The organism is Novosphingobium sp. 18050, assembly GCF_902706195.1.
Classification (GTDB): domain Bacteria; phylum Pseudomonadota; class Alphaproteobacteria; order Sphingomonadales; family Sphingomonadaceae; genus Novosphingobium.
The window spans coordinates 1-20,351 of sequence record NZ_CACSJO010000001.1 but is presented as its reverse complement, the minus strand read 5'-3'; the positions used below and the strand labels follow the sequence as shown (position 1 = coordinate 20,351).

General features: G+C 64.9%; 19 protein-coding genes and 1 pseudogene. 6 read left to right on the top strand and 14 right to left on the bottom strand.

Annotation, left to right across the window (positions count from 1 at the left end; all coding sequences use genetic code 11):
* Positions 1-759: a methyltransferase domain-containing protein gene (locus GVL61_RS00095; RefSeq protein WP_159975621.1), complete on the bottom strand. Its 759-nt coding sequence runs from the start codon at positions 757-759 to the stop codon at positions 1-3.
* Between the two features lie 74 nt (positions 760-833).
* Between GVL61_RS00095 and GVL61_RS25365 the strand changes: the two are divergent.
* The 3 genes and pseudogenes from GVL61_RS25365 to hisI form a co-directional block, all read left to right on the top strand.
* Positions 834-980 (top strand): annotated as a pseudogene (locus GVL61_RS25365) (double zinc ribbon domain-containing protein); the annotation flags it as partial.
* Positions 981-1,007: 27 nt separating this feature from the next.
* Entirely contained in the window at positions 1,008-1,574 is a 567-nt protein-coding gene (locus tag GVL61_RS00090) for a ComF family protein (RefSeq protein ID WP_368667096.1), read from the top strand.
* A 338-nt stretch (positions 1,575-1,912) separates the two neighbouring features.
* On the top strand, positions 1,913-2,290 hold the full coding sequence (gene hisI, locus GVL61_RS00085) for a phosphoribosyl-AMP cyclohydrolase (RefSeq protein ID WP_159975617.1): 378 nt from the start codon (positions 1,913-1,915) through the stop codon (positions 2,288-2,290).
* A 48-nt stretch (positions 2,291-2,338) separates the two neighbouring features.
* Here the strand turns inward: hisI and cysK are convergent, their stop codons facing one another.
* The 5 genes from cysK to tyrS all read right to left on the bottom strand — a co-directional run bounded on the left by cysK (position 2,339) and on the right by tyrS (position 8,593).
* Positions 2,339-3,256: a cysteine synthase A gene (gene cysK, locus GVL61_RS00080; protein ID WP_159975615.1), complete on the bottom strand. Its 918-nt coding sequence runs from the start codon at positions 3,254-3,256 to the stop codon at positions 2,339-2,341.
* The gene (locus GVL61_RS00075; RefSeq protein ID WP_200844905.1) at positions 3,253-4,563 is read right to left on the bottom strand and encodes an MFS transporter; all 1,311 of its coding nucleotides are present in this window, start codon (positions 4,561-4,563) and stop codon (positions 3,253-3,255) included. The genes cysK and GVL61_RS00075 overlap by 4 nt, the downstream gene beginning before the upstream one ends.
* A gap of 43 nt (positions 4,564-4,606) precedes the next feature.
* Positions 4,607-6,799 carry a TonB-dependent receptor gene (locus GVL61_RS00070; RefSeq protein ID WP_159975611.1) on the bottom strand — a complete coding sequence of 731 codons (2,193 nt, stop codon included), beginning with the start codon at positions 6,797-6,799 and terminating at the stop codon, positions 4,607-4,609.
* Between the two features lie 118 nt (positions 6,800-6,917).
* Positions 6,918-7,256: a PilZ domain-containing protein gene (locus tag GVL61_RS00065; protein ID WP_159975609.1), complete on the bottom strand. Its 339-nt coding sequence runs from the start codon at positions 7,254-7,256 to the stop codon at positions 6,918-6,920.
* Between the two features lie 107 nt (positions 7,257-7,363).
* Positions 7,364-8,593: a tyrosine--tRNA ligase gene (gene tyrS / locus GVL61_RS00060; RefSeq protein WP_159975607.1), complete on the bottom strand. Its 1,230-nt coding sequence runs from the start codon at positions 8,591-8,593 to the stop codon at positions 7,364-7,366.
* A 139-nt stretch (positions 8,594-8,732) separates the two neighbouring features.
* On the opposite strand from tyrS, the gene GVL61_RS00055 reads away from it, so the two are divergent.
* Positions 8,733-9,269: a DOMON-like domain-containing protein gene (locus GVL61_RS00055; RefSeq protein WP_159975605.1), complete on the top strand. Its 537-nt coding sequence runs from the start codon at positions 8,733-8,735 to the stop codon at positions 9,267-9,269.
* Entirely contained in the window at positions 9,266-10,465 is a 1,200-nt protein-coding gene (locus GVL61_RS00050; protein ID WP_159975603.1) for an exo-beta-N-acetylmuramidase NamZ domain-containing protein, read from the top strand. The genes GVL61_RS00055 and GVL61_RS00050 overlap by 4 nt, the downstream gene beginning before the upstream one ends.
* Here GVL61_RS00050 and GVL61_RS00045 read toward each other — a convergent pair.
* The 5 genes from GVL61_RS00045 to GVL61_RS00025 form a co-directional block, all read right to left on the bottom strand.
* Positions 10,459-10,743, bottom strand: a complete 285-nt coding sequence (locus tag GVL61_RS00045) for a hypothetical protein (RefSeq protein ID WP_159975601.1) — start codon at positions 10,741-10,743, stop codon at positions 10,459-10,461. The genes GVL61_RS00050 and GVL61_RS00045 overlap by 7 nt on opposite strands.
* A gap of 122 nt (positions 10,744-10,865) precedes the next feature.
* The gene (locus GVL61_RS00040; protein WP_159975599.1) at positions 10,866-12,047 is read right to left on the bottom strand and encodes a VWA domain-containing protein; all 1,182 of its coding nucleotides are present in this window, start codon (positions 12,045-12,047) and stop codon (positions 10,866-10,868) included.
* A 7-nt stretch (positions 12,048-12,054) separates the two neighbouring features.
* Positions 12,055-12,957 carry a DUF817 domain-containing protein gene (locus GVL61_RS00035; RefSeq protein ID WP_235037467.1) on the bottom strand — a complete coding sequence of 301 codons (903 nt, stop codon included), beginning with the start codon at positions 12,955-12,957 and terminating at the stop codon, positions 12,055-12,057.
* A 3-nt stretch (positions 12,958-12,960) separates the two neighbouring features.
* A complete protein-coding gene (locus GVL61_RS00030) occupies positions 12,961-13,404 on the bottom strand; it encodes a GFA family protein (RefSeq protein ID WP_159975597.1) in 444 nt (147 codons plus the stop codon).
* 1 nt (position 13,405) lies between these two features.
* Positions 13,406-14,251 (bottom strand): MoxR family ATPase, encoded by an 846-nt coding sequence (locus GVL61_RS00025; protein WP_159975595.1) that lies wholly within the window; start codon positions 14,249-14,251, stop codon positions 13,406-13,408.
* A 126-nt stretch (positions 14,252-14,377) separates the two neighbouring features.
* On the opposite strand from GVL61_RS00025, the gene GVL61_RS00020 reads away from it, so the two are divergent.
* Positions 14,378-15,562, top strand: coding sequence for a glycosyltransferase family 87 protein (locus GVL61_RS00020; RefSeq protein WP_159975593.1), 1,185 nt, complete (start codon positions 14,378-14,380; stop codon positions 15,560-15,562).
* Between the two features lie 8 nt (positions 15,563-15,570).
* Here the strand turns inward: GVL61_RS00020 and GVL61_RS00015 are convergent, their stop codons facing one another.
* The 3 genes from GVL61_RS00015 to GVL61_RS00005 form a co-directional block, all read right to left on the bottom strand.
* Entirely contained in the window at positions 15,571-16,842 is a 1,272-nt protein-coding gene (locus GVL61_RS00015) for a serine hydrolase (protein WP_159975591.1), read from the bottom strand.
* Between the two features lie 242 nt (positions 16,843-17,084).
* On the bottom strand, positions 17,085-19,094 hold the full coding sequence (gene parE, locus GVL61_RS00010; protein WP_159975589.1) for a DNA topoisomerase IV subunit B: 2,010 nt from the start codon (positions 19,092-19,094) through the stop codon (positions 17,085-17,087).
* Between the two features lie 196 nt (positions 19,095-19,290).
* On the bottom strand, positions 19,291-20,351 hold a 1,061-nt coding region (locus tag GVL61_RS00005), incomplete at its 5' end, for a penicillin-binding protein activator (RefSeq protein WP_159975587.1).

Genomic DNA, 20,351 nt, shown 5'->3' with positions numbered 1-20,351 from the left:
TCAGCGTTTCCAACCGGATAGTGTCAATATCTCGAACCGCTCTACCGTGCGGCCGCCTTCACCGGCGGCCGCAAACGTTTCGCGGGCCTGCGCCAGCGCGGCCTTGCCAAGCGCCGGGCCGGGATCGGCAAGCACGTTGGTCAGCGCCTGCCCGCGAAGATCGCCGACAAGCCGCTCCATGCTGCGAAAACCGACATCCACATGGCGGTGGTCAATCACCGGGTCTGCGAACAGCGTGCGCTGGAGCAGTTGCCCGCCCGAACGCACGTCGACCGTGGGGTGGATGCGCGGCGCCGGGCGTTCACCGTCAGCCGCCAGCATCACGTCGCGCATGATGGGCAGGCTGCCCGAGGACAGGAAGCTGCAGATCATCATGCCGCCGGTGTTCAAAGCCTTGCGGATATGGACCAGCGCGCCGGGCAGGTCATTGACGGTGTCCAGCGTGCCGAGGCTGGCGATCAGGTCGAAGCCTTCGAAGGGGTAGGGCTTCTCTTCCTCGAAGCCCGTGCCCGGCTCGGCTTCGGTGACAGCCACGCCGGCTGCCGTCAGCGTGCGGGCGAGGGCGCCGCTGTAGTCGCCGATGACCAGCGCGCTGGCCGGCTCGAAGCGCAGGAACGAGAGGCGTTCGAGAACGTCCTCGACCATGTCGTCGATAAGGTAGCGCGCCGCGTCGGGCTGCTGTTGCAGCGCCAGCATGCGCCGGCGGGCGGCGATGCGGCGGTGGGCGGAGAAGATGCGGGGGGGAGCCTTGCTTTCCATGCCTGCTCCCCTGCCGCGTCGATGAAATCCTTGCAACAGCTTGTGGCGCCTCAGGGGCTGGATACGATTGTACCATGACCTTGTCTCAGGCGTTTTTGCCGCTCGTTGATCTCGTTTTTCCGCCGCGCTGCCCATTATGTGGAGCGGGAATCGGGGCGCAGACGGGGCTTTGCATAACGTGCTGGGGGACGCTGGCGATACCCGGTGATCCTGCCTGCAGATCCTGCAACCGCCCGTTTGGCGATGCGATGCCGGAGGGCGGGACCTGCGCGCCGTGTCTGGCCGATCCGCCTCGGCATGCAGGGATCGCTGCAGGCACACTCTACAATGACACTTCGCGCAAGCTGGTGCTGGGTTTCAAGCACGGCAGCAGGCTGGCGCTGGCGCCGATGATGGCCGGGCTGATAGTGCCCAAGCTCTCCTTCGTCGATACGGAGTGGCTGGTTGTTCCGGTGCCGCTGCACCGCTGGCGGCTGTGGAGGCGCGGCTACAACCAGGCGGCGGAACTGGCCCGGCAGATCACCCGGCGGACGGGCGCCCGCCTTGGCGTCGACGTGCTGGAACGGCGCAAACGCACCCCGTCGCTAGGCGGTCTCGGTAAGTTGGCGCGCAAGCGGGTGCTTTCGGGGGTGATCACTGTTCGCAGTAGTCGGACCGACCTGTTGAAAGGCAGGAAGGTGGTGCTTGTCGACGATGTGCTGACTAGCGGGGCGACCAGCAATGCCTGCGTCTCTGCGCTGCGGCGAGCAGGAGCAGAGAGGGTGGTGGTCGCCTGTTTCGCGCGCGTACTGGACGAAGCGCTGGATGCCACCTGAACCTGAATACGAAAACGCCCGGGATCAGAAATCCCGGGCGTCCTCGTGACGAAACTCTTGGATCATGCTGCGTTTGCCCCTGGCCGCACGCATGATCCGATCCCTCATTGATCGCATTCCCTGAACCGTGGCGCCTTTGTAATCAGGTTCGTGACTTTTCAGACACTTGCCTGAGAGCGACCTCTAGGTCAGTAGCAGCCCCCCAGCTGCAGCTTTAAAATTCATCGAATCGCCTTTTTTTGAAAGAGGATTCGGCGGGTAACGTGGATTTTGGTCGTCTGCTGTGGTTATCGTGCAACAATTCTTCCACAGAATGTCGAAACAGGGAAACCTTCAAGATGTCAGACGTGACCGCAGCAGAGCGCGAACTGGGAACGGCGTTCCTGCCGCGCTTCGATGCGCAGGGCCTGCTGATCGCGATTGCAGTCGATTCGTTGACCCGCGAAATCCTCATGGTCGCCTATATGGACGCCGAGGCGCTGGAGAAGACACGGGAGACCGGGCTGGCCCACTTCCATTCGCGCTCGCGCGGCAGGCTGTGGCTCAAGGGCGAGACTTCGGGACATTTCCTGCGGGTCGAGGAAATTCGCGTGGATTGCGACCAGGATGCGCTTGAACTGCGGGTGCGGCCTGAAGGCCCGGCCTGCCACACGGGCGCACGCAGCTGCTTCTACCGCAGGATCGAAGGCGAAGGCCTGGCTCGGATCGAAGACTGATATTCCGCCTCCGTCCCGGAGTTGATCCGGGACGGAGGCTGGTTCTGTCTATTCAGGGAGAAAGTCGGGCACGGAAAGGTAACGCTCGCCGGTGTCATAGTTAAAGCCAAGGACGCGGCTGCCTGCGGGCAGGTCCTTGAGCTTCTGGGCGATGGCAGCCAGCGTCGCGCCGGAACTGATACCCACCAGCATCCCTTCAACGGTGGCGCAGCGGCGCGCCCAGTCCTTGGCGTCGGCGGGGTCGACCTGGATGGCGCCGTCGATGGCCTGGGTGTGCAGGTTGCCGGGGATGAAGCCGGCGCCGATGCCCTGGATCGGGTGCGGACCGGGCTGGCCGCCGGAGATGACCGGCGACAGGGTCGGCTCCACCGCATAGGCCTTCATGGCCGGCCACACGGCCTTGAGTGCCTCGGCGCAGCCGGTGAGGTGGCCGCCGGTCCCCACGCCGGTGATCAGCGCGTCGATCGGGGTCTCGGCGAAGTCTGCCAGAATTTCCTGCGCGGTCGTCGCTACGTGGACGGAGATGTTCGCGGGATTGTCGAACTGCTGCGGCATCCACGAACCGGGGGTGGCCTCGATCAGTTCCTTGGCCCGCTCGATCGCGCCCTTCATGCCCTTTTCGCGGGGCGTGAGGTCGAACTGGGCGCCGTAGGCCAGCATCAGCCGGCGGCGCTCGATCGACATCGATTCGGGCATGACGAGGACCAGCTTGTAGCCCTTCACCGCCGCCGCCATGGCAAGGCCGATGCCGGTGTTGCCCGAGGTCGGCTCGATGATCGTGCCGCCGGGCAAAAGGCTGCCGTCTGCTTCCGCAGCCTCGATCATGGCGAGGCCGATACGGTCCTTGATCGAGCCGCCCGGGTTGGCGCGTTCAGCCTTCACCCAGACTTCATGGTCGGGGAACAGGCGCGAGAGGCGGATGTGCGGAGTGTTGCCGATCGTGGCGAGAATGCTGTCAGCCTTCATGGCTTTTGCTCCCAACGGGTTTCGAAGGTTCGTGCGCGGCGGATCTCGGGAAAGAGCCAGGCCCACGCCAAGGTGATGACTATGGCAGCGCTGCCGCCGAAAACAACCGCTCCGGTCGCGCCGAGCAGCGCTGCGGCGAAGCCTGACTGGAACTCGCCCAGTTCGTTCGAGGCGGAGACGGCGAGGCCCGAGATTGCCGAGACGCGGCCGCGCACGTCGTCGGGCGTGCGTAGCTGGACCAGCGAACTGCGGATGAATACCGAGATCATGTCCGCCGCGCCCAGCAGCGCGAGGCAGCCCAGCGACAGCAGGAAATGGGTCGAAAGCCCGAAGGCTACCGTCATCAGGCCGTAGCCCGCGACCGAGACCAGCATCTTGACCCCGACGTCGGAGCGCAGCGGCCGGAATGAGAGCCACAGGGCGACCACCGCCGCACCAGCTGCGGTGGCTGCGCGCATCTGGCCGAGGCCCTCGGGACCGACGTGCAGGATGTCGCGCGCGAAGACCGGCATCAGCGCGGTCGCTCCGCCCAGCAGCACGGCGAAAAGGTCCAGCGAGAGGCAGCCGAGCAGGAAGCGCTCGCGCAGGATGAAGTGGAAGCCTTCGACGATCTGGCGGACCGGATGGGCCTTACGAGCATCGGGACGCGGAGGGGGCAGGTTGCGGATCGACTGGATGGCGATCGATGCGCCCAGCGTGAACACCGCCGATGCCCAGTAGGGCAGGGCGTGGTTCGCGGCGAACATGAAGCCGTAGGCGGCCGGGCCGATGATGGTGCCCGCCTGCATGGCGATCGAGTTGAAGCCGATCGCACGTGGGATCAGCCGGGGCGGCACGATGTTGGGCGCAATCGCAGCCATCGAGGGGCTGATGAATACGCGCACGGTGCCGTGCAGCACGGCGAACAGGTAGAGCACCGGCAGGCTGCGCATTTCCAATGCTGTAGTCACGCCCAGACCCAGAGCCACACACATGTCGAGCAATGAGGCGATGCCGGCCACCTTGCGGCGGTCGAACCGGTCGGCGAGGACGCCGGCTACCGGGGTCAGCAGGAATACCGGCACAAACTGCGCGAAACCGAGAAGGCCGAGCTGGAACGCGGCTTCAGACATCGACATGGCGTATTCGCTGCGGGCGACATCATAGACCTGATAGCCGATGATAACGACGGTGCCGGTCGTTGCCAGGACGGCGAAGAACCGGGCCAGCCAGAACCTGCGATAGTCGGCGATAGCCAGCGGTGAAGAGGGCTGAGAGGCAGGCTCAGTTGCGGGCGAGGAAGGAGGAAGACTCACGCCATGCTGCATGGCAGCGCGGTGTCTCGTTGCCAAGACACCGCGCATTTTTCGATCAATAGGTGAACTTCGCGGTGATCCGCACGTCCCGGCCAGCGATAGGTACGAAATCCCGCGTGAACGACGCAGAGCGGCGGCCGATCACGTCGAACAGGTTGTCGGCCGAAAGCATCAGCGTGACCGGGCCGTCTTCGCCCATCGGGTGCCAATCGGCGCTGAGGTTCACGAGGGTGAAGGCGGCAGTCGGGTTCTCATAGTCGCCGACGCGGTCCTGCCTGGCGTTCCATTCGACTTCGCCGCGCATACGCACCTCGCCCAGCGTCACTGCGCTGCCGCCGCGAATGCGCAAGGGCGGGATGCGCGGGACGGCGCCGTAGCCCTTGATTTGGGCGTGGGTGTAGTCCGTCGCGCCGTCAAAGCGGAGTTCGCCGCCTGACCATGCCACTGCCTGGAAGCTGCCCGCCGCCTCGAAGCCCTTGAAGCGCGCCTCGACGCCCGTGTACTGGTAGACGGGCTGGCCTTCCTGCTCGGTGCCCGCCGCGAGCGGGGCGATGTAGTTGTCGAAGTCCGTCAGGTAGCCGGTCAGCGAGAAGTCGAATTTGGGCGTGTTGTAGCGCAAGTACGCCTCGAAGCCGTTGCTGCGTTCGATGCCCAGAGTGCGGTCGCCCACTTCGTAGGACTGGGTTGCGATGTGGATGCCGTCGCTCAGCAGTTCCTCAGGAGAGGGCGCGCGTTCGCCGTGGACGAAATTGACGCCGAGGCCGAGGCCGGCGCCCGACTTCCAGCTTGCCCCTGCCGCGCCCGACCACAAGTCAAATGACTTGCGGAACGCGGCGCCCTGCGACTGGATGCGCGAACTGTCGTAGCGGCCCGATCCGTCGAGCGAGAAGCCGCCGCCCAACTCATAAGACTGCAATGTGAACACGCCGATGCGCTCCACCTCATAGTCGGGGATCAGCGCTTCGGCGCCGTTTACGGTGAGGCTGCGCCACAGATACTGGACTCCGCTGCGGCCGCGCCAGCCGCCGTGATTGGCCTGGACGAGGTCGGCGCGGGTCTCGATGCCTTCGCCCTTGAAGACGGTGCCGACTTCGTCGCCCTCGAATTCGGTGTGCTTGTAGTCGGCATGGGCGCCGCGCACCTGCACGCTTTCCAGGAAGCCGCCCAGCTTCAGTTCGCCGCGCAGGTCGAAGCGGTTCTGGAGCAGGTCGATGGTGACCGGGCCTTCGCCGTGGACGTGGCCTTCCTCCTCATGGCTGTGGTCGTCGTGGCCCTCTTCTTCGTGACCATGGCCTGTCGCCGGGCGATCCGGCACGCCGTAGCGGCTGTCGTAGCGTTGGTAGGAAATGCCGAGGCTGCCGCCTGCATCGATGAAGGCAAGGCCCGCGCCGATGGTGGAGGACCGGGCGGCCGAGTTCGGCACGCGGTTCTTGCGGCCGGCTTCGGCCGTGAGTTCTGCGGCTTCCGCGGCCTCGCCGTCCTCTGCAAGGTGCTCGGCGGCGTGGAGCATGTCATGGCGCAGAGCCCTGGAGTAGACCTTTCCGCCTATGCGCAGGTCGGCGCTTTTGCGCCATGAGGCGTCGATGTGGGCGACGAAACGCTCACCCAGCGGGGCGTCGATGGCGCCGCTGACCGCGCGCTCGCTGGCGGCGGTGGCGTAGCTGCCGATGCCGGTGGCGGTGATCCGTTCCGGCACCTGGCGGGGGATGCGCTTGTCGATGGCGTTGACCGCGCCGCCGATGGCATTGCCGCCAAACAGAAGTACCGAGGGGCCGTGGAAGACGTCGATGTGGTCGACCGTCAATGCATCGAAGACGACGGCATGGTCGACCGAGACGTTGGAGGCATCGAGCGAGCCGATGCCGTCGGTCAGCACGCTGACGCGGTCACCGCTGAAACCGCGCAGCACGGGGCGCGACGCGCCCGGCGAAAAGCTGGTGGAAGAAACGCCGGGCAGAGACTTCAGGATTTCACCGATCTGGCCGCGCGTTTCAGCGACGAGCGCGTCGCCTGCCAGGCTGGCCGTGGCGGCGAGCAGGCCGTAGTCGGTCGGCGGATGGCCGACGACGAGGATGTCTTTGCCAGCGTCGTCGCCTTCGGGGTGCGCGGGATTATGGGCGGTCCGTGCGGCCGAAGTCGACGGCTCGGTGTTCTGCGCATGGGCGGTTCCCGACAGGGCCAGCGCGATGCAGGTGGAAAGGAAGCTGGCGCAAGCGTTCAGGGCGATTCGGGAAGTCTGCGTGTCCATGCGCTTCTGGTAATTGTGATGTTATACTATCACAATACACCCATCGCCACGGCAACAAAATGTTGTAAATGGGCAATTTAATCGAAAGGTTAGGCGGGCCGAAGCCCGCCAAAAGTATTCAGCGACGTGGGCGAAGGCGCGGGTTGGGCTGGATCGTGTCGACCAGCTTCAGGAAGTCGTCGATGCGGATGATGCGCTCGAACTGAAAGCCGGAACGACCTTCGTGCGCCCAGATCATGTGAGCCTCGATGCGGCCGATCACCGGCAGGCGCATGACCAGGCGTTCGCCGCGCTCGATATCGATTTCGCCCTGGGCCATGAAGCCTTGCGCGGAGATGTTAATGATGTGCAACGGCAGATCGCCGATCTGGCGATGCTCGGCGATCACGGTGTAGTCGACCGGGTGGCGCGCGGCGCGCCTTTTGTCGGTTACAGTGAGCTGCGCTCCTGAGCTCATGAGTTGTTTGCCTTTGTTCTTTGCCGTGACGAGGAGATTACGCGCAAATGGCAAACAATCAGTAAATTCCGCCGGTCCCGGCAGGGCGGGGACCGGCGGTTGCTATGTTAGATGCCCTTGATAACGCCGTGCTTTTTCTTGCCGAGGCTGAGCTTGCGGCTCTCTCCGGCAGGAACTGAGATAAGCAGTGCAACATCTTCGACGAGCTGATCGTCAAGCCGGACTGCGTTCTCTGCGATCTTGCGCTTGGCCTCACCGTTCGAAGCTACGAAGCCCAGAGCCGTGCAGGCGGCGCCGGCGCGAATGCCTTCGGCTCCAACTTCGATCGTCGGCAGGTCTTCTCCAAGGCCGCCGCCGGCGAAGGTCGTCTGCGCGGTGGCTTCGGCCGTCCTGGAGGCATCTTCACCGCGGCACAGCTTGGTCGCTTCATTGGCGAGGATGATCTTGGCGGCGTTGATCTCGCTGCCCTGAAGCGCTTCGAGGCGCTCGATCTCGTCCAGCGGCAGGTCGGTGAACAGGCGCAGTCGCTTGCCGACGTCGCGGTCGTCGGTGTTGCGCCAGAACTGCCAGTAGTCGAAGTGCGAGAGCTGGTCCTCATTCAGCCAGACCGCGCCGCCGACCGTCTTGCCCATCTTCGAGCCGTCGGCATTGGTGAGGAGCGGCGTGGTCAGGCCGAAGACCTGGGTGCCATCGACCCGGCGCGACAGTTCGATGCCGTTGACGATGTTGCCCCACTGGTCGGAGCCGCCCATCTGCAACCGGCACCCGGCGCGGCGCGACAGTTCCAGGAAGTCGTAAGCCTGCAGGATCATGTAGTTGAATTCGAGGAAGCTGAGCGACTGCTCGCGGTCGAGGCGGGTCTTCACCGAATCGAAGCTGAGCATGCGGTTGATCGAGAAGTGCTGGCCGATGTCGCGCAGGAACGGGATGTATTCCAGCTTGTCGAGCCAATCGGCGTTGTCGACCATGATCGCGTCGGTCGGGCCGTCGCCGAAGGTGAGGAAACGTTCGAAGACGCGGCGGATCGAGGCGACGTTTTGCGCGATGACGTCCTCGGTCAGCAGCTTGCGTGCTTCGTCCTTGAAGCTGGGGTCGCCGATCTTGCCGGTGCCGCCGCCCATCACCACGATAGGCTTGTGGCCGGCGCGCTGGAGCTGGCGCAGCATCATGATCGAAACCAGATGCCCGACGTGCAGCGAAGGCGCAGTCGGGTCGAAGCCGATATACCCCGGCACAACCTGCTTGGCCGCAAGCGTGTCGAGGCCTTCGGCATCGGTCAGCTGGTGGATGTAGCCGCGCTCGTCGAGGAGGCGGAGCAGGGAGGAGGTGTGGGTCATCGTCGTGCTTCTTGTGTTGTGCAGGAGCGGCGCGCGTAGCATGTGATCCACCGGATGACGATACCTGCGGCGCGCGGAAACGTCCGCTCGGCGAATTGCGCATTGCCAGCTTGCGCCCGGGCCACCTAGGCTTGGCGGCATGGCTGAACTTACCTTTCACCCCGCGCATCCTCCCCTGTCGGTGCGCAGCATCGAGGCGCGCATCATCGGTTTCGATGCGACATGGCTGCGCGCCCGCTGGAAAATCCTGGGTGCGGGCAAGCTGGTGGTGCCCTCCTTCGCGGGCAAGGGCCGCGCGGACGAGTTGTGGCAGACCACCTGCTTCGAGCTTTTCCTGAAGCGGGGGGAGGGGCCGGACTACACTGAACTCAACCTCTCCCCGTCCGAGCGCTGGAATGTCTACGACTTCACTGGCCGGCGCGAAGGCATGACCGAACGTCCCATGCCGCGCGAGCCTGACTGCACCTTGCGCCTCGGCACCGACATGGCGATCTTCGACGCCGCTATTCCCGCTGCTGGCTTGCCGGGCGCGCCTTGGCGCTGCGGCTTCACCGCTGTTATCGAGGAAGCGGGCGGTCACAAGAGCTACTGGTCGCTGGCCCACACTGGTGATGCACCGGACTTCCACGATCCGGCTTGCTTCATCGCAGAGGTTGCGGCACCGAGCGCGCCATGAAATTCGGTATCGACCGCCTGCTGGCGGACCCCAGCCTGCGTGCCCCTCTCGAAGGTAGCCGCGTCTCGCTCGTCGCCCATCCCGCCTCGGTTACCGAGGGGCTGATTCATTCGCTAGACGCGCTGATCGCGGCCGGGGTGAACGTGACCAGTGCCTTCGGCCCGCAGCATGGGCTGAAAGGCGACAAGCAAGACAACATGGTTGAGACCATGGACGAGATCGACCCGGCCTACGGCATCCCGGTGTTCAGCCTTTACGGTGAAGTGCGCCGTCCTACGCAGGCGATGATGGACACCGCCGACGTGTTCCTGTTCGACCTGCAGGACCTCGGCTGCCGCATCTATACTTTCGTCACCACGCTGCTCTACCTGCTGGAAGAGGCCGCGTGCGAGGGCAAGAGCGTCTGGGTGCTGGACCGCCCGAACCCCGCAGGCCGTCCGGTCGAAGGCACTACGCTGATCGCCGGGCAGGAGAGCTTCGTCGGCGCCGGCCCGATGCCGATGCGCCATGGGCTGACGCTGGGCGAGATGGGCCACTGGTTCATCCGCCGCTTTAACCTGAACGTCGACTACCGCGTGATCGCGATGGAAGGCTGGCAGCCGGAAGCCGCGCCGGGCTTCGGCTGGCCCGAGGACCGGATATGGATCAACCCCAGCCCCAATGCCGCCAATCTCAACATGGCCCGCGCCTATGCCGGCACCGTGATGCTGGAAGGCGCGACCCTGTCCGAGGGACGCGGTACCACCCGCCCGCTGGAAGTCCTGTTCGGCGCGCCCGATATCGATGCCAAGGCTGTCCTCGCCGAAATGCAGGCTTTCGCGCCGGAGTGGCTGGCAGGCTGCGCCCTGCGTGAATGCTGGTTCGAGCCGACCTTTCACAAGCACGCCAAGGCCCTGTGCAACGGCCTCATGATCCACGCCGAAGGCAGCTTCTACGATCACGCCGCATTCCGTCCCTGGCGGCTGCAGGCGCTTGCGTTCAAGGCGATCCGCCGCCTTCAGCCGGATTACCCTCTCTGGCGCGACTTCCCTTATGAGTACGAATTCGACCGCCTTGCCATCGACGTTATCAACGGCGGCCCGGCCTTGCGTGAATGGGTGGACAACCCGGCCTCGCTGCCGGGCGACCTCGACGCCATCGCTGCGCGTGACGAGGCGGCCTGGCGGGCAGAAATCGCCGACCTGTTGCTTTACTGAGCGGGGGACTTGCGGGCCGGCCCGTCGTTGAAGGCGGGCGGCTCGATCATCCTGCCGGTGCCGGCCTCGACCAGTACCGGACAGCCCTGAACGCGCTTCTCGACGGCGCTGAGTAGCATGGGCCGGGAGGGCGATATCGCCTGCGGCTGACGACCGGACTTTTCGACCGCCCGCTCGATGACGTATTCGCACTTCCGGCGGTCCTGTGACTTGTCGCCGTCCGGCGCGGGGGCAAGCACGGTGGTGCCGGTAGCAAGCAGGAACAGAGCCGTAATCATAGCCGTTCTCCTTTGACAAACCAGTCTACGCCACTGCAAATACGCCGCCAATAGGTAGCGGGACAGTCGAAGCACAGTTACCCGGCATCTGATCTACGGCCATCTTCCCACGGCGAGTAGCTCTAACCCTTCTTGCGCGTCAGTTCCCGCATCGCCGCATCCAGTCCGTCCAGCGTCAGTGGGAACATGGAGCCGCCCAGCAGTTCCCGGATCATCTTGGTCGAACCGGAATAGGCCCACTGCCGTTCAGGCGACGGGTTGAGCCATACTGTAGCCGGATAGGTCTGCACCACACGGTTAAGCCACACTGCGCCGGCTTCCTCGTTCATGTGCTCCACCGAGCCGCCGGGATGGCTGATCTCGTAGGGGCTCATCGCCGCGTCGCCCACGAAGATCACCTTGTAGTCGTGCCCATATTTATGGAGCAGGTCCCAGGTCGAGGTGCGCTGCGACCAGCGGCGCTTATTATCCTTCCACACGCCTTCGTAGAGGCAGTTGTGGAAGTAGAAGAACTCCATGTTCTTGAACTCGCCGGTGGCGGCGCTGAACAGCTCCTCTATGAGGCTGATGAACGGGTCCATCGAGCCGCCCACATCAAGGAACAGCAGCACCTTGACCGCATTGTGCCGCTCGGGCCGCATGACCACGTCGAGCCAGCCCTGCTTGGCGGTTCCCCGAATCGTTTCGTCGAGATCGAGTTCCTCGGCCGCGCCTTCGCGGGCGAAACGGCGCAGGCGGCGCAGCGCCACCTTGATGTTACGGGTTCCCAGTTCCTTCGTGTTGTCGAGATTGGCGAATTCGCGCTTTTCCCAGACCTTCACCGCGCGCCCGTGCTGGCCCTCACCGCCGATACGCACGCCTTCGGGATTGTAGCCCGAGTGTCCGAACGGTGAAGTGCCATTGGTGCCGACCCATTTGTTGCCGCCCTGGTGACGCTTCTGCTGCTCCTCAAGTCGCTTTTTCAGCGTCTCCATGATCTCGTCCCACGAGCCGAGCGCCTTCACCTTCTCCATTTCCTCAGGCGAGAAATAGCGTTCGGCGAGCTTCTTCAGCCAGTCCTCGGGAATGTCGACCGGCTGCTGGCCGTAATCGGTGAGAATGCCCTTGAAGACCCTCTGGAACACCTGGTCGAAACGGTCGAGCAGGCCCTCGTCCTTCACGAAAGTCGCGCGGGCAAGGTAGTAGAAGGCCTCGGGAGTCTGGTCGATCACGTCCTTATCGAGCGCCTCGAGCAGCACGAGGTGCTCCTTGAGCGAGGCCGGGATGCCAGCGGAGCGCAGTTCGTCGATGAAGTTCAGGAACATGGGATCATCACCTCACCTCTGCAGGGGTGGACGGGGCGCTGAGCGCCGCTTCCTTAGGCTTCGGCCGGTGCACCGCCGCGACCAGTACGAACGAGATATACATCAGCAGATACCACGCGCCCAGCTTGGCCGGATGGACCAGCGCCCAGCCGTTTCGCTGGTCCGGGTAGATCCAGGCGCGGGAGAAGGTGGAGATGTTCTCGGCGAACCAGATGAACAGCGCCACCAGCAACCAGCCCAGCAGCAGCGGCATCCAGCGGTCTTCGCGCCAGACGCGGAACCAGATGCGGGTGCGGGCGAAGAACAATGCCAGCGCCGCGAACAGGGCAAGGCGCATGTCGGGCAGCCAGTGGTGGGCGAAGAAGTTGACGTAGATCGCCACCGCCAGCGCGACACTCAGCGCGGGGCTGGGATAGCGCGAGAACCGGAAGTCGAAGATGCGCCATACCCGCGCGATGTAGCTGCCCACCGCTGCGTACATGAAGCCGGAAAACAGCGGCACCCCGGCCACGCGAAGCAGGCTCGGCTCGGGATATTGCCACGAACCGAAGGCGGTCTTGAACAGTTCCATGATCGTGCCTACGACGTGGAAGGCAAGGATGACCTTGGCCTCCTCCATCGTCTCCAGCCGCAGCGCCAGCATCGCGATCTGGATGCCCAACGCGCTGAGTGTCAGGAAATCGTAGCGGGCCAGCGGCGCATCCGCCGGATAGAATAGGTGCGTTCCGAGCAAGAGGCCCAGCAGCAGCCCGCCAAACAAGCAGGCCCAGCCCTGTTTGAACCCGAACAGCAGGAATTCGTAGAGCCATGCTCGCCAGCCCGGGTGCGGCTCGAATCTTTCGAGGTGCGCCCGAATCGCGGCAAAGCGCGTATGGGTGATCGGCTCCGGCGAGCCGGAAGGTATGGGCAAGGATCAACTCGTCGATGAAGGTGGCGTTGGTGCAGGGGCCGGAGGCTGCGCGGTAAAGCGTTCCAGCGCCGGATCGATCACCGCCCAGTCCGGCGCCTCATCGGTCCAGATCGCCATTGCCGGGCTCAGGCCATGGCCTTCGTCCAGCAGGCCCAGGCGGATCGTGCGGAACTGCGGCCGGGCGTTGGAACGCCCGAGTACAGGCGTGCCGCAAGCCGCGCAGAACTCATGCGTCAGGACATTGCCGCTTGCTGCGACATAGGCGTGGTCGGCGCGCGGGCCGGTGATCGTCACAGCCTTTGCAAGGAACATCGCGTTGTTGGTCGGCCCACCTGCGGCGATGCGCTGGCACTGGCGGCACCAGCACTGGCGCGTCGCCACCGGCTCTGCCGAGATTGTGATGGAGACGGCACCGCAGTTGCAGCGTCCGGTATAGGGGGCAACCATGTCAGTTGCCCCGGCGAGTCATGAACGCCAGCCGTTCGAACAGCATGACGTCCTGCTCGTTCTTCAGCAGCGCGCCGTGGAGGGGGGGGATCGCCTTGCTGGGGTCCTTGCTCTGCAGGACGTCCAGAGGCATGTCCTCATTGAGCAGCAGCTTGAGCCAGTCGAGCAGTTCGCTGGTCGAGGGCTTTTTCTTGAGACCCGGTACGTCGCGCAGTTCGTAGAAGATTTCCATCGCCTTGCGCACCAGCGTCTTCTGGATGCCGGGGAAGTGCACGTCGACAATGGCTTCCATCGTCTCGCGGTCTGGGAATTTGATGTAGTGGAAGAAGCAGCGGCGCAGGAAGGCGTCGGGCAAGTCCTTCTCATTGTTCGACGTGATGACGACGACCGGGCGTTCCACGGCGGCGATATGCTCGCCGGTTTCGTAGACGTCGAAGGCCATGCGATCGAGTTCGGCCAGCAGATCGTTGGGGAACTCGATGTCGGCCTTGTCGATCTCGTCGATCAGCAGGACGGGCAGTTCGGGGGCGGTGAAAGCCTCCCACAGCTTGCCCTTGCGGATGTAGTTGCCGATGTCATGCACCCGCTCGTCGCCGAGCTGGCCGTCGCGCAGGCGGGCGACGGCGTCGTATTCGTAGAGGCCCTGGTGTGCCTTGGTTGTGGACTTGACGTTCCAGGTGATGAGCGGCGCGTTGAGGGCGGCGGCGATCTGTTCGGCCAGCACGGTCTTGCCGGTGCCTGGCTCACCCTTCACCAGCAGCGGGCGGCGCAGCAGCACGGCGGCATTGACCGCAACCTTGAGATCCTCGGTGGCGACGTAGTTGCTGGTGCCTTCGAAACGCTGCATGGGTCGTCCTGTCCGCTTTAACTATCCGATTAAGTTCTAAGTTGTGCGCCGCAGCAAGGCAAGATCGTTCGATGAGGCCGCAAGGCGTCATGGACAACCCCGCCACGGCGTTGCACAGCACGGGCTATGGGGGCTGATTTTCTGCGCAGGATGGACTGGCTGGGCGCGGTGCGCGTACGCGGATACCTGCGCCTGCTTGCGCTGCTCAATGTGGTGATGCTGATCGCCTTGGTAGCGACCTCGCATGGCGGGGTGGATCACAACGGGTTCCTGCTCGGAAGCGACTTCATCAGTTTCTGGACGGTGGGCCAGATGCTCGGCTCGCATGCCAATCCCTATGACAGCGCAGCGCACATCGCAGAGCAGCGCATGTTTTTCGCGTCGGAAACGGGCTATACCGCGTTCTTCTACCCGCCCTCGTTCCTGCCGTTCTGCCGGCCGCTTGGTCTGCTTGGCTATTTTCCAGCGCTCGGCCTCTGGCTGGCGGTGACGGCAACACTCTACCTTGCCGCCCTGCGCGGCTGGTGGCGCGAGGCGGGCACACAGATGCCGCTATGGCTGCTCTTCCTGGCCTTTCCCGCCGTGCCGATCGTGGTGACGCACGGACAGACCGCGTTCCTTGTGGCTGGGCTGTTGGGGCTGGGTGCATGGCTGGTGCCTTCGCGCCGGGTGCTGGCGGGCATTCTGTTCGGGCTGGCGACGATCAAGCCGCAGTTCGGCGTGTTGCTCCCGCTGGTCCTGCTGCTGACGCGCGAATGGAAAGTAATCACGGCTGCCGCGCTGACCGCGCTGGTGCTGGCCGCCGTCGCCGCTCTCGCCTTCGGGTGGCAGACGTGGCCCGATTGGCTCGCCGCCAGTGCGCGGGCCGAGGATGCCATGGCGGCTGGAGCGGTCGGCTATGCCAAGATGACCAGCCCCTTCGCGGCCCTCAAGCTGCTGGGAGCCTCTACCACGTTGGCCTACACGGTGCAGGGGATCGTTTCACTCGCCGTTGCAGGCCTGCTGGGATGGGCGGCGTGGGGCTGCCGCTGGTCGCCCGCCCTGGCCGCCGCGACCCTCACCGGGGCGCCGCTGGCGACCCCGTTCGTACTCGACTATGATACGGTAATTCTCGCCTTCCCGCTGCTGTGGCTGACCGGGCAGGGCCTGCGCGCCGGCTTTGCGCCCTGGGAAAAGCTGGCGATCGCACTCGCCGTCGCCGCTCCCGCCTTCGCCCGGCCGTTGGCGATGAACGCCGGGGTTCCCGTAATGCCGCTGGTGCTTGCCGGGCTGTTCGCGGCAGTATGGCGACGGGCTATCGGGTCTACGTGATCGCTGCCTTACCCGCCTGCCAGCTTGGCAAGCCGCAGCATCAGCATCTGGAAGTGATCGTTGTCGACTGCAGCCTTGGGGTCGTTCCAACTGCCGCTTACTGCTGACCATGCGCCGGTCTTGTCACGCAGCAGCCATGTCATGCTGATCACGCCGTCTTCGGAACCGCCCTTATAACCGACGTAGGACCAGTCCTTGGCGGTGACCTCGTCCATAGCGGGATTGATTGCCAGGATGTCGAAGGCTTCCTTGCTGTCCAGCCTGAGCAGGTCGTCCATGATCTGGGTGAGATCGGCGGGCGAGGCGAACCATTCGACCTGCTCAATCGCGACAGGGCCGTGGCCAAAGACTTCGCCGGGGTCTGCTCCGGAGACCCCGGAAACATCGAGTACGGCCAGTTGCGCGGCGCGCTGGGCAGGCGCCGCGCGGGCGTAGCGGTCTGCGGCGTCCTTGCCCTGCCTTTTCAAGGCGAAAATCTGGGCCGTTGTCAGGATCGGCAAGGTGGCATCGGGTTTGGCGTGGCCGGACAGCCTGACTTCGCGTTCCAGAGCTTCGGGACCGATGAGCCGCACGAGGATATCCGTCGCGGAATTGTCGCTGATCGAGATCATCAGGCTGGCGAGCGTATGCAGCGTCACCGGCGCGCCTTCGGGAAGATTGTGGATGGTGCCTCCGGGAAAGGACTTACCCGTAACCGGAACCACGTCGCTCCAGCGGCGCTTGCCCTCCTGCACCTGCCGGGTGAGGGCGGCCAGAACGTAAAGTTTGAAGGTCGAGCCGATCGCCAGCCGCGTATCCGCAGCGCGGCCATGCGTGAGTTTGGCCGATCCGCCGTCCTCCCCGAACCGGAAAACCGCGTATCCTGCCTTGCCGCGGAGATTGGCGAAATCGGCGTCGATCCTGCCGAAACTGTCACCGCCGGGCGTCAGGCCAAAAATACGAAAACCCGAGACTTTGCCCGGCGCGGCCGGGTTGAGTTCGATCCGTGCCGGGGCGGTGGCATGGGCGAAACGGAGCGTGAAAGTGGCCGATCCCTGCCGTTCTCGCTGGAACCCGGTATAACCCAGAAGTTCGCCGCCCTGCGCGGTAAGCTTTGCGGTGAGCGCTCGCAGCTGTTCGGTGGGGACGGCGGCGAGGAATCTGGCGTCGAACACTTCGGCCGGATCGCGCTTGCCCTGCAAAACGGCGATGACTTCCACGGTTCGGGTTTCCAGCAGCTTGGCGGGATCGTCCTGAGCGCGTGCCGCGCTAGCCGCGCCGGCGCCGAGAATGGCGATCATCGCCAATCGGAGGAGATTACGGCTCCAGTTCATTGCGGGCAGGTCATCGTGCAGGGGCCCCTTGCCGGCTTTTCGGCTCGGCACGCAGGCTGGCCCGTGCAAGGGGAGGCGTCAATTACCGCCGTCATGCGGCCAGTCGATCTTCACGAGGGCGCCTGACTCTTCTCGGCGGCGCCCGGCACCCACCCGGGTCAACTCGCTAAGAGACAGGAGCCATGAGTGGCACGGCCGCAGTGGCGGCGTCACGCATCGATAAGTTCCGGGTCGATTTCACCCGCGCGGTTCTGGATGAACTGGAAGCGGTGCTCGGGGTTGCGCCCCATCAGGCGGTCGACGAGGTCCTTCACTGCCGCGCGGTCTTCGTATTCCGGCGGCAGGGTGATGCGGATCAGCGAGCGACTTTTCGGGCTCATCGTCGTTTCGCGCAGCTGCTGGGGGTTCATCTCGCCAAGCCCCTTGAAGCGGCCGACCTCGACTTTCTTGTTCTTGAACTGCGTGGCTTCCAGTTCGGCGCGGTGAGCATCGTCCCGCGCGTAGGCTGAGGTCGAGCCGGAAGTAAGGCGGTATAGCGGCGGCTGGGCAAGATAGAGGTGCCCGCGCTTCACCAGATCCGGCATTTCCTGGAAGAAGAAGGTCATCAGCAGCGTGGCGATGTGGGCGCCGTCGACGTCTGCGTCGGTCATGATGATCACGCGGTCGTAGCGCAGGTTGTCGGCGTTACAGTCCTTGCGGGTGCCGCAGCCGAGCGCGAGGCCGAGGTCGGCGATTTCGGAATTCGCGCGAATCTTGTCGGCGGTGGCGCTGGCGACGTTGAGGATCTTGCCGCGGATCGGCAGGATCGCCTGGGTCTTGCGGTCACGCGCCTGCTTGGCCGAGCCGCCTGCCGAATCGCCCTCGACAATGAACAGTTCGGTTTCGCCGCTGCCTTCGCCCGAACAGTCCGTCAGCTTGCCGGGGAGGCGCAGCTTGCGGGCGTTGGTGGCGGTCTTGCGCTTGACCTCGCGCTCCGCCTTGCGGCGCAGGCGGTCGTCCATGCGCTCCATTACGCTGCCCAGAAGGGCCTTGCCGCGATCGAGGTTGTCGGTGAGGAAGTGGTCGAAATGGTCGCGCACCGCAGCTTCCACCATGCGCGCGGCCTCGGGCGAGGTCAGGCGGTCCTTGGTCTGGCTCTGGAACTGGGGATCGCGGATGAAGACCGAGAGCATGACTTCGCTGCCCGTCACCACGTCGTCCGGGATGATGTCCTTGGCCTTCTTGGCCTGCCCGACGAGGTCTGCAAAGGCGCGGATGCCCTTGGTCAGCGCGCCGCGCAGGCCCTGTTCGTGGGTGCCGCCATCCGGCGTCGGGATAGTGTTGCAGTACCAGGAATAGGCACCGTCGGAGTAGAGCGGCCAGGCGATCGCCCATTCGACGCGGCCCTGTTCGGAGCCGTCATCGCCCTTGGCAAAGTCCTGGCTACCGGAAAAGAATTGCGTGGTGACGCATTCGCGGGTGCCGACCTGCTCGGCAAGATGGTCGGCAAGGCCGCCGGGGAACTGGAAGGTCGCCTCGGCCGGAACGCCGTCGACTGCCAGCGCGGGCGCGCATTTCCAGCGAATCTCGACGCCTGCGAAAAGGTAGGCCTTTGAGCGGACGAGCTTGAACAGGCGCGCGGGCTTGAACTTCTGGTCGCCGAAGATCTCGATATCGGGGGTGAAAGTCACCGAAGTGCCGCGCCGGTTGGGTGCTGCGCCGACGCGCTGGATCGGCCCGAGTGTTTGCCCGCGCGAGAATTCCTGCGCGTAGAGTTCCTTGTTGCGGGCTACTTCCACGCGGGTCTTCACCGAAAGCGCGTTGACCACCGAGATACCCACGCCGTGCAGGCCGCCCGAAGTGGCATAGGCCTTGCCGGAGAACTTGCCGCCCGAGTGGAGCGTGGAAAGGATCACTTCCAGCGCCGACTTGCCGGGAAATTTGGGATGCTCGTCAACCGGGATGCCGCGACCGTTATCGGTGATGGTGATGCGTCCGGCGGTGCCGGGTTCCTCCTCCAGCGTGAACTCGATGCGGTTGGCGTGACCGGCGACGGCCTCGTCCATCGCGTTGTCGAGCACTTCTGCGGCGAGGTGGTGCAGCGCGCGCTCGTCGGTGCCGCCAATGTACATGCCGGGGCGGCGTCGGACGGGTTCAAGCCCCTCCAGCACCTCGATCGCGGAGCCATCGTAGGATTCGCCGGTTGCGGCGGGGAGCTTGTCAAACAGGTCGTCGGCCATAGGCGCGACTATAGGGGTAGCGCGATTCCGCAAGCAAGCGCGCAAGCGAGGTTTTTCCGCAGGCTCACCCGTTTCCGGGGCCTGAAAGCGGTATGGATCAAATCGAGAACGGTTTTATCCGTTCGTGCCGAGGCAATCGACACGAACGGAGGTAAGTGGCGGGGTCTTTGCGGGGGCAGTCAGGGCCCGCGCCGAATCACTCGCCGAACTTGACCGGGGCCGGGCTGATGACCTTGACGGCGCCGGTTTGGACTTCGCGCACTTCCAGCGCCCGCTCGACAAGGCCGCCGCGCGTGAAGCGGAAGGCACCGTCCACGCCTAGGAAACCGCCGGGGAAAGCCTTGGTGTCACGCAGGGCCTCGGCCGGGAAACGCGTGCCGGGCTTCCAGTCGCGCGCGACGCGCAAGGTCAGCAGGACCGCGTCATAGCCCAGCGTGGCGATGCGGAAGGGCTGGCCGCCGAAGCGGGCACGGTAGCTCTTGGAGAACTGGCCGAAGCGCTGGTCGGAAACGGTTGCGAACCATGCGCCGGCCAGCGCCGGGGTGGTCGTCAGCTCGCGCTCGCCGCTCCACAGTTCGGTGCCGAGCACGCGGACGGTGGAGCCGCCGGCTTTCACCGGACCCTTGAACGCGGTTGCGGCGCGGGCGGAAAGGCTGCCGCTGTCGGCGATCAGCAGGGCGTCGAAACCGCCCTTGGCCTTAACCCGCTGCGCAGCCGAAGCGATCGAGGCGGCGCTGCGCTCATAAGGTTCGAGCGCGATCACCGAGCCGCCTCCTGCGCGCACCGCGCCGAGCAGCGCGCTGCTGGTACGGTCGCCATAATCACCGCGCGGAACCAGCGCGGCGAACGTCGAGATACCCTGGGCGCGGGCATATTCGACCGTGCGGGTGACCGACTGGCCGGGGAGGTTACCCATGATGAAGACGTCCTTGTTGGCCGCCTTTTCATCGTTGGAGAACGAGATCACCGGCACCTTCGCGGCCCTTGCGATGGCGGAAACGGCCGGGATATTGTCAGCCAGCAGCGGACCGAGGATGAGCTGGTTGCCGTCGGCGATGGCCTTGCGCGCCGCCTCGGCGGCGTTGACCGAGGTGTCGTAAGTGGTGACCCGGAGGTTTTTGGCAGAGGTATCGAGCAAAGCCATGTTGGCGGCATTCGCGATCGACTGGCCGACACCGGCATTGGCGCCCGTCACGGGGACCAGCAGTGCGACGCGGTGGCGTTCGCTGTCTACCGGGATGTCGCTCTGCGTGGGCG